Genomic DNA, 8,525 nt, shown 5'->3' with positions numbered 1-8,525 from the left:
GAACAATTTTAGCGATCAGCAGTGCCTATTTGCGAATGTTCAACACGCCCTAGTAGTTTGTAGGCAGATAAAAAAACCGCCATATTATTCAACATGGCGGTTTTTTATTGCCAAAAAATCTCACGCTAACGCAGCTCTTTGAAATAACGCTCTAAGCAAATTACTCTGTCTCCGCTTTTTTGGCATTATCATCATCATTAACGTCCTCATCTTGCTGCTTATTTATCTGCTTAACGATAGATTTCACTGAAGGGTCGCTTAGATCTATCGTACGTATAGGGAAAGGAATATTGATACCGGCTGCATCCAGCGCTTTTTTGACTTCTACGATGACTTGATGAATAGAAGCGACTTTATTAGCCTGAGTGCCGTTATCAATAAACCAACGTACTGTCAGATCCATAGAAGAGCCGCCAAACCCTGTAGCAATAACGCTCGGATCTGCTGTAACAGATACTGTATCTGCCTTCTTTAGGACTTGGATAATCTCCGCTTTGGCTTCTTCAATATCATCCTCATAGCCAATACCGACCTCTACCTGCAAGCGGCGCTGCTTATAAGCGGTATTGACCGTCAATGCCGAGGTATATAGCTCCGAGTTTGGAATAACCACTTGCCTACCATCATAAGTCTTGATGGTCGTTGCACGGATTTTGATATCTTCTACTGTTCCTTCGTAGTCCCCTGAGACGATTTGATCGCCAATACGAAACGGCTCTGAAATCAGCAATAAAATACCAGAGAGCAGGTTTTGAAAGATATCTTTAAAAGCAAAACCAATCGCCACCGAACCAATACCCAGCGCGCCGATTAATTTGGCTGGTGTAAATCCTGGAACAGCAACAACCATGGCGATCATAAAGCCAATAAAAAATATCAATGCCCCGCCTATGCGCTGAAACACTTTCACCAAGTTTTGATGACGCACGCGCGCGCCTAAGGTTTTATGCACGACTTTTTTGAAAAGTATCGACAATAGCCAAAAAATCCCCAACACAATGAGCGCCGCTACAAAATATGGAATGCGCTCAATAAAGCCGCTTGCCAAGTCTTGCGTGGTATAGACCACTTGTTGATAGATGGTTACACCATCGGTTAGCGTGTTCGATAGGCGACTCACGTCGGGGGTGGGCATAAAGGGTTGCTCCTATTGCTGTTTTAGCGCGCGTTTAAGGGGATAAATAAATGAACATCTCACTACTGTTTTGCCAGTTATGACATCAAATCAGCTTGTACGATTTCAATCCAGTAGCCATCAACATCCTTGATAAAGGCAATGTTTTTCATGCTGCCGTCTTCTGGACGTTTTTTGAACTCAACATCGTTCTTATCAAACCAAGCGATGGCTTCATCTAGGTTCGGTACATTAAAACAAATATGACCAAAGCCTTGAGGGTCTTGGTTGCCATCATGATAGCTAAAGTCAGCTTTTGTCTCAGTGCCATAATTATGGGTCAGCTCTAAGATACCGCGCTGACGGAAAGCAAAGATTTCTAAATCATCACCAGTAGGCAGGTTCTCACGCTCGCTCTCAGTTAGCTTTGCCAAGAAATACAGATCGAATTCCATATCAGGGAATTTTTTGACCGCAAGCAGTGTCATACCCAACACGCCAGTATAAAACGCCAATGACTTGGCAGGATCTTTGACGCGTAGCATAGTGTGATTGAAAGTAAAACCTGTCGTTTGCGTAGAGATTGACTGCACACCATCTGTACTGATACTGCTCGCAGGCTGTGCGATGGTTGCGTTATTATTACTAGATGGAGTAGACATAATTATCCCAATATAATTTAGAAAATGCAGTTATAAATAAGCGAATCACGATGATCGCAATTCGCTTGGTTCTTTCATCATAATAAAAAATGGCAAAATAATTGATAGGGTTTTGTAAGAATATGAACAAAGTATGTTCATGTTTAGATATATATTAGCTGTCTAAGAACCTCACCTTACCTGTCTCTAGGTCATACTCAGCACCGACAACAAGTAGCTGACCACTGTTAGTCAAGTCCTCTAGTGCACGCGATCCATGTCTGAGCTGACTCACTGACATGCGCACGTTGGCACGGATAGAGCGATCAACCAGCTCATCGGCATCGACGTCTTGACCATTGGCGGTCGCCAGCTCATGCAAGTTATAGACACTTGGGCGAATGCGATCAACGATCGATTGCAAATTAGGAGAATAGTTCTGATCAGGATTGATCAAGGTCTCAACGCAGGCCGTGACCGCGCCGCATTTTGAATGTCCAAGGACTACCACCAACTGTGTGCCAAAGGCTTCGGCGGCAAATTCGATTGAGCCAATCTGTGATGGCGCCACCACATTGCCAGCCACACGTATGACAAACAAATCCCCCAAGCCTTGATCAAAGACAATCTCAACAGGTACTCGTGCATCCGAGCAGCCCAAAATAATGGCCAATGGATTTTGATCTTTGACCAACTCTGGACGACGCTGCATATATTCATCGGTACTGGTGAGACTATCCACGTAGCGGGCGTTACCTTGTTTCAACAACTCAAGCGCTTCTTGACCGGTAGTTGGACGTGTATCGTTAGACATGAGAGATCCTTTATTATCAACAATATGAAAGTTATAAACGGCTTTATATACTTGTATGCAAACATAAATGGGCAGATGACTATTCACATTCACCCATCAGATGCCTTATTGTTTGTCAGCCATATCGTGATTGTATAGGAATAGACGCCAAAAAACGGTAAAAAATTTTGTTTAAATGTCGTTATATCAAAGCATATATCATCAAAAGTAAAGCACCTCCTAGCGCTACCATAACGGTACAACTCGCGTAATTGATAACGAACTTGCACTGATTTATATCACGGGTTTGTTATAATACGCAGCAATCAGACAACAATCAGATAGTAATAAAATTGTGCTGACACTCATGCCAGTCCCTTTAAAAACAACGCTCCATCTTGATGGCTGCACTGATCTATTGCTCTGATCTACGAGACGCTTAGGAACAGATATTATGACCGACCCATCGCCAAGCACGCACAAAACCTCTGCGTCACCTCAAAACGACAAGACGTTGCTGCAATTAAATGGTATCAAAAAAACCTACGATCAAACCGAGGTTCTAAAAGACATCAATCTTGATATCAAGCATGGCGAGTTTTTGACCCTGCTTGGGCCCTCAGGCTGTGGCAAAACGACATTACTGCGCTTGATTGCAGGTTTTGAGCAACCCAATGCGGGGATAATCTATCTAGATGGTGTACAGATGGCAGGCTTATCCGCTGATAAACGCCCAGTCAATACGGTATTTCAGCAGTACGCCCTGTTCCCGCATATGACAGTTGCGCAAAACGTCGCTTATGGATTAAAGCTAAAAAAAGTGCCTAAGGCGGAGATACAAACCCGCGTGCGTGAGATGCTGGCTATGGTGCAGATGGAGCATTTGGCCAATCGCAAACCGCAAGATTTATCTGGTGGGCAGCAGCAGCGCGTAGCGATCGCCCGCGCGGTGATCAATCGCCCCAAGCTCCTCCTGCTCGATGAACCACTATCCGCGCTTGATCACAAACTGCGTTTGCAAATGCAATCAGAGCTCAAACGCCTGCAGCGCGAGCTTGGCATCACCTTTGTGTTTGTGACTCACGATCAAGAAGAGGCGCTGTCTATGTCGGATCGTATTGCGGTGATGAAAGACGGCATGTTCCAGCAAATCGGCACGCCTGTTGAGATTTATGAGACTCCTGCCAACTTGTTTACTGCCAAGTTCATTGGTGAGACCAATCTGTTTAGAGCTGAGGTCAAGGGTGTCTATCCAAACCTTCCCGATCGCGATGGCAACGTGACCAATGGACGCATCGAAGTCGAAGTCTGTGAGGCTCAAGCGCAAGAAGGGCCAACAACGCTACGTAATTTGCGCCGACCCAATTTTGCCAATGATGTGCAAGTGGGCGATATCGTAAACTTATTGCTGCGTCCTGAAGACTTACGCATATATGATCCAAAAGATAATGAGCATAGCGGACTACTGGGCCGCGTCATCGAAAGTAACTATAAAGGCAGTACGTTAGATTCGATTATCGAATTGGCAAATGGCCATATCATTAAGGCCTCTGAGTTTTTTGATGAAGATGACCCAAGCTTTGATTACAAACTCAACGAAGGCGTCAAAGTCTCATGGGTAGATGGCTGGGAGTGGGTATTGCCAGAAGACGCTAACCATACAAACAATGCGACTGCACAAAAGGATGGTAGCTGATGGCCCGCAACCACTTAGGCAGCAAAAGTCCGTTTCGTACGGCAACGCTCTGGCTGATCTGGGGCTGGCTACTGATATTTGCGCTATTACCAAACATATTGGTCATCGCGGTCAGCTTTTTGACCCGTGATAGTAGTGATTTTATTAGTCTGCCTGTCAATATCGACAGCTATATACGCATGGTTGATCCGTTATATTTTGAGGTGTTCGTTCATTCATTGTGGATGGCAGGCATCACCACGGTCATCTGCTTGCTGCTGGGCTATCCTTTTGCTTGGATCATCTCCAAAGCAAAAGCGCGTTGGCAGCCATTACTCATGATGCTACTGATCCTGCCTTTTTGGACCAATTCTTTGGTACGCACTTATGCGCTCAAACTGCTCTTTGCGAATAATGGCTTGATTAATAAGTCGCTGCTAGCAATCGGTGTCATTGATGCTCCTATCGACATTTTATATACGCAAGGCGCGGTGATTGCAGGCTTAACTTATTTGCTGTTCCCCTTTATGGTGCTACCGCTATATGCGGTGTTTACCGATTTGCGCAATGACATGCTGCTTGCCTCACAAGATTTGGGTGCATCAAAAACGCAGACCTTTTGGCATGTGGTGCTGCCACTGACGACGCCGGGGATTATCTCTGGGGTGCTGCTCGTGCTCTTGCCTGCGATGGGTATGTTTTATGTGGCAGATATCTTGGGGGGTTCTCGTAATTTGCTGGTCGGCAATATCATCAAAAACCAGTTCTTAGATGCCCGCGACTGGCCATTCGGCGCGGCGGCTAGCGTGCTATTGACACTAGCGATGGCAGTACTCCTACTGGCGTATCGCGCCAGTAGTCGCCGCATTGGTAAGACTGATTTTAACGAGGTGGCCTAATGTCTCATTCACGTAAGCTCAAAATTGGCAGTATCGCGGCTAAAGGCTATCTCGGACTCATTTATACCTTGTTATATCTGCCCATCATCGTCTTGGTGGTGATGTCATTTAACAAATCAAAAATCGGCTACAACTGGGGCGGCTTTAGCCTAAAATGGTACGAGTCGCTATTTAACAACCAAGCGATGCTCGATGCGTTTTGGCATTCTATTGTTTTGGGTTTGGTCGCCGCTACGGTTTCGACTTTGATCGGGACACTGACAGCTCTAGCGCTGCATCGTTATAACTTTCGTGGTAAAGGCTTGCTAAACGGGCTGCTATTTGTGCTGATGATGTCGCCTGAGATTGTGCTGGCTATCTCGCTGCTCGCGCTGTTTTTGTTAATCGGTTTACAGCTGGGGTTTGTCTCATTGCTATTGGCACATATTACTTTTTGCCTACCCTTTGTCGTTATTACTGTCTTTGCGCGATTGAGTAGCTTAGATGAACGCTTGATGGAGGCGGCACGCGACTTGGGTGCCAGTGAATCAACGATGGTGCGCACGGTATTGATTCCCGTTATCCTGCCAGCGGTCATGGCGGGTTGGTTACTTGCCTTTACCCTATCGCTCGATGATGTGGTGGTCTCGACCTTTGTGACAGGGCCCAGTTATGAGATTTTGCCGCTGCGTATTTATTCTATGGTGCGAGTCGGTCTCAAGCCAGAAGTCAATGCGATAGGGACATTATTACTAGCGGCCTCTTTGGTATTGGTCGTCATCTCACAGTTACTATTGCGCAAGCGCTAGCCATCAATTGCTCCTTGATAGCATACTATGAGTGAAAATCAGTGCCATATCGACTATAATGAATTTTTTTCACGGTAGCGGTTAGACTATATTATGCTTGAGCTTCGTCATCTTAATACATTAACCGCGCTGCGGGCGCATGGTTCACTTGCGGCAGCGGCAGACGAGCTACACGTCACCGCCTCTGCCGTTTCACATCAACTGAAAGAGCTAGAAAACTACTACGATATCAGCTTAGTCAATCGTCGCACTCGCCCGCTGAGCTTCACGCCAGCGGGCAAAACCGTCTTAGCATTAGCAGACAGCATCTTGCCGCAAGTGACCCGCACCAAATCCAACCTCAAGCGCTTGGCACATGGTCAAGCGGGCAGGTTACGACTGGCTTCTGAGTGCCATAGCTGCTTTGATTGGCTGATGCCAATACTCAACCAGTATCGCCGCGAGTGGTCGGATGTGGAGCTGGACTTTGCGACGGGCTTTGAGCCTGAGCCGCATCATCTGCTGATGGAAGGCGATATCGATTTGCTCATTACCACCAGTGATTTGCCGATAGAGGGTATCAGCTATCAGCCATTGTTTGAATATGAGAGTCGTTTGGTACTGTCGCCAACGCATGATTTAGCGACGCAAGAATTTATTGAACCAGATGATTTGACCAACGAGACATTGATTGCCTATCCAGTCGAAGCCAAGCGCCTCGATATTATTGCTAGTTTTATGACGCCAGCACAAGTGAGCTTTGAGAGTGTCCGTACGACAGAGCTGACCGCGATGCTAATTCAGTTGGTCGCGAGCGAGCGCGGCGTGGCAGCCCTGCCCGATTGGGTCGTTGCTGAGTATGAGAAAAAAGGCTGGGTGGTCTCCCGTCCGTTAGGCAATGGCGTGTATTGTCAGCTGTATGCCGCAACGCGCACGGCGAGCCAAGATATGGCGTATATGCAGGGTTTTGCGAGTTTACTTGATGGGATTGTGAAGCCGTTGTAGTTTCATTACTAATTACTTTTTTATAGTGATGAAATATTATTCACCTTTTCATATCGTAATGAATGTTATGGTAAAGAATGGTTCCCTAGTGAGGACTTGAACCTTTTGCTGTAGGCTAATGGTATCAACGTTTCAACTGGTTGAAATAGTCACAGTGTACTTCATGGTGTACATAACATTAATTTTTTGAGGTTAAACTGACTTAATTTTGATTTAGTTTCCTATAGTTATTACAGCCTTCTTGTTGCCCATTTTCACAAGCCTTACCAAACCAGTTCTTTGCTTGAGCATTATCTTGATTAGCACCTACACCATCGCGATACATCGCACCAAGATTGTTTTGAGCAGGAGCATATCCCTGGTTAGCGGCTTTTGTATACCACTTAAAGGCTTGTGAAAAGTCTCGGCTTACACCGTGACCCATGTAATACATCACACCAAGATTATATTGTGCATTAGTATTTTCTTGATCAGCTGCTTTTCCAAACCATTTTAGAGCCTGCGAAAAATCTTGTATCACGCCATTACCCTGATAATATATTGCACCTAAATTAGCTTGTGCAGGAGCATATTCCTGATCAGCTGCTTCTGTATACCACTTAAGTGATTGCGACAAGTCTTGCTCTATACCATCGCCTTCGTAATACATTGCGGCTAAATCATTTTGTGCAATGACATATCCTTGATTAGCAGCTTTTGTATACCACTTAAGGGCTTGTGAAAGGTCTCGGTCTACGCCATTGCCTTGGGTATACATTAAACCAAGGTCATACTCCGCTTCAGGAAGGCCTTGATTGGCTGCTTTCGTATACCATTTGATTGCTTCAGCATAGTTTTGAGGGACTCCTTCGCCTTCACGATACATTACACCAAGATTATACTGTGCCTCAGGGAAACCTTGATTAGCCGATTTTATATACCACTGCGCAGCTTTGGCATAGTCTTGATGAACGCCCTCTCCTATATCATACATCCAACCCAAATCGAATTGTGCTTCTGCATCGCCCTGTTCGGCTAATCCCTGTATGTCTTCAGCTTTAGTTTCTGTCTCTATTTCCTCAATAACTATTTGCCCCTCAGAAGCTTCGTTTTTGGCTTCACTTTGCATTTTCTGACAGCTCGTAAGCGTAAGAGGTAATAAAGCAGTAGAAAAAAGGAGGGCAACTAATTTAGTTTTTTTGAAAATCATATATTTGATTCACTGGTAGAAAAAGTGTTGAATAAGTATATTATCTTAAAGCTTCAAAAGAGCGACTCTCTAAGCAAAAAAAATATTGAGTAACTTTTTTCTATGTATTTTTATTCACTATAACGTTTGTCATGAGAGTATGATCGGTGCGCTATACAGGCATCGAACTGCCAGTATTGTATGTAAGGTTAATAACTATGAAGTCGATTGTCGCAGCATAGTTATCGTTCAATGACACAAATAGGATAACCGCCTGGGTTCTTGCCACCGCCTAGATCTAAGCAAATATCATCGTAATAAAATTCATGAGCTTTGATGCCTAGCCAAAATGCAAAAACAGCATTGACAGCAATAATTATTATCATCTTATTATTCATATAGAGATCCTAGACCCCACTCTCAACTTGAAATAAGCAAATCAAACTGAAGAGGCGGGTTACCA

9 protein-coding genes are annotated in these 8,525 nt (G+C 44.9%); 4 read left to right on the top strand and 5 right to left on the bottom strand.

Going from position 1 to position 8,525, the window contains the following annotated elements:
* Nucleotides 1–160: 160 nt before the first annotated feature.
* From L0G63_RS12930 to L0G63_RS12920, 3 genes are all read right to left on the bottom strand, one after another.
* Nucleotides 161–1,135: a mechanosensitive ion channel family protein gene (locus L0G63_RS12930; RefSeq protein WP_301451019.1), complete on the bottom strand. Its 975-nt coding sequence runs from the start codon at nucleotides 1,133–1,135 to the stop codon at nucleotides 161–163.
* 77 nt (nucleotides 1,136–1,212) lie between these two features.
* A complete protein-coding gene (gloA, locus tag L0G63_RS12925) occupies nucleotides 1,213–1,776 on the bottom strand; it encodes a lactoylglutathione lyase (protein ID WP_301451018.1) in 564 nt (187 codons plus the stop codon).
* 154 nt (nucleotides 1,777–1,930) lie between these two features.
* Entirely contained in the window at nucleotides 1,931–2,569 is a 639-nt protein-coding gene (locus L0G63_RS12920; RefSeq protein WP_301451017.1) for a carbonic anhydrase, read from the bottom strand.
* A gap of 433 nt (nucleotides 2,570–3,002) precedes the next feature.
* Here L0G63_RS12920 and potA point away from each other — a divergent pair, with 433 nt between their 5' ends.
* From potA to L0G63_RS12900, 4 genes are all read left to right on the top strand, one after another.
* Entirely contained in the window at nucleotides 3,003–4,244 is a 1,242-nt protein-coding gene (gene potA, locus L0G63_RS12915; protein WP_301451016.1) for a spermidine/putrescine ABC transporter ATP-binding protein PotA, read from the top strand.
* Complete coding sequence (potB, locus tag L0G63_RS12910) at nucleotides 4,244–5,122, top strand: spermidine/putrescine ABC transporter permease PotB (protein ID WP_301451015.1); 879 nt, start codon at nucleotides 4,244–4,246, stop codon at nucleotides 5,120–5,122. Before potA ends, potB begins: the two co-directional genes overlap by 1 nt.
* Complete coding sequence (gene potC, locus L0G63_RS12905; protein WP_301451014.1) at nucleotides 5,122–5,910, top strand: spermidine/putrescine ABC transporter permease PotC; 789 nt, start codon at nucleotides 5,122–5,124, stop codon at nucleotides 5,908–5,910. Before potB ends, potC begins: the two co-directional genes overlap by 1 nt.
* Nucleotides 5,911–6,003: 93 nt before the next feature.
* Nucleotides 6,004–6,894: a LysR family transcriptional regulator gene (locus tag L0G63_RS12900; RefSeq protein WP_301451013.1), complete on the top strand. Its 891-nt coding sequence runs from the start codon at nucleotides 6,004–6,006 to the stop codon at nucleotides 6,892–6,894.
* Between the two features lie 202 nt (nucleotides 6,895–7,096).
* On the opposite strand, the gene L0G63_RS12895 is transcribed toward L0G63_RS12900, so the two are convergent.
* Together L0G63_RS12895 and L0G63_RS12890 are read right to left on the bottom strand one after the other, a co-directional pair.
* Nucleotides 7,097–8,083, bottom strand: coding sequence for an SEL1-like repeat protein (locus L0G63_RS12895; protein WP_301451012.1), 987 nt, complete (start codon nucleotides 8,081–8,083; stop codon nucleotides 7,097–7,099).
* Nucleotides 8,084–8,304: 221 nt separating this feature from the next.
* Complete coding sequence (locus L0G63_RS12890; RefSeq protein WP_095570665.1) at nucleotides 8,305–8,460, bottom strand: hypothetical protein; 156 nt, start codon at nucleotides 8,458–8,460, stop codon at nucleotides 8,305–8,307.
* Nucleotides 8,461–8,525: the final 65 nt, after the last annotated feature.

The sequence above is a fragment of the Psychrobacter sp. genome (genome assembly GCF_030454045.1).
In the GTDB taxonomy this organism is placed as follows: Bacteria; Pseudomonadota; Gammaproteobacteria; order Pseudomonadales; family Moraxellaceae; genus Psychrobacter.
This window is presented reverse-complemented; position numbering and strand designations above follow the sequence as displayed.

Coding starts and splice junctions, on each gene's coding strand:
- L0G63_RS12930 (WP_301451019.1), bottom strand. CDS start 1,135: ATGCCCACCCCCGACGTGAGTCGCCTATCGAACACGCTAACCGATGGT.
- gloA (WP_301451018.1), bottom strand. CDS start 1,776: ATGTCTACTCCATCTAGTAATAATAACGCAACCATCGCACAGCCTGCG.
- L0G63_RS12920 (WP_301451017.1), bottom strand. CDS start 2,569: ATGTCTAACGATACACGTCCAACTACCGGTCAAGAAGCGCTTGAGTTG.
- potA (WP_301451016.1), top strand. CDS start 3,003: ATGACCGACCCATCGCCAAGCACGCACAAAACCTCTGCGTCACCTCAA.
- potB (WP_301451015.1), top strand. CDS start 4,244: ATGGCCCGCAACCACTTAGGCAGCAAAAGTCCGTTTCGTACGGCAACG.
- potC (WP_301451014.1), top strand. CDS start 5,122: ATGTCTCATTCACGTAAGCTCAAAATTGGCAGTATCGCGGCTAAAGGC.
- L0G63_RS12900 (WP_301451013.1), top strand. CDS start 6,004: ATGCTTGAGCTTCGTCATCTTAATACATTAACCGCGCTGCGGGCGCAT.
- L0G63_RS12895 (WP_301451012.1), bottom strand. CDS start 8,083: ATGATTTTCAAAAAAACTAAATTAGTTGCCCTCCTTTTTTCTACTGCT.
- L0G63_RS12890 (WP_095570665.1), bottom strand. CDS start 8,460: ATGAATAATAAGATGATAATAATTATTGCTGTCAATGCTGTTTTTGCA.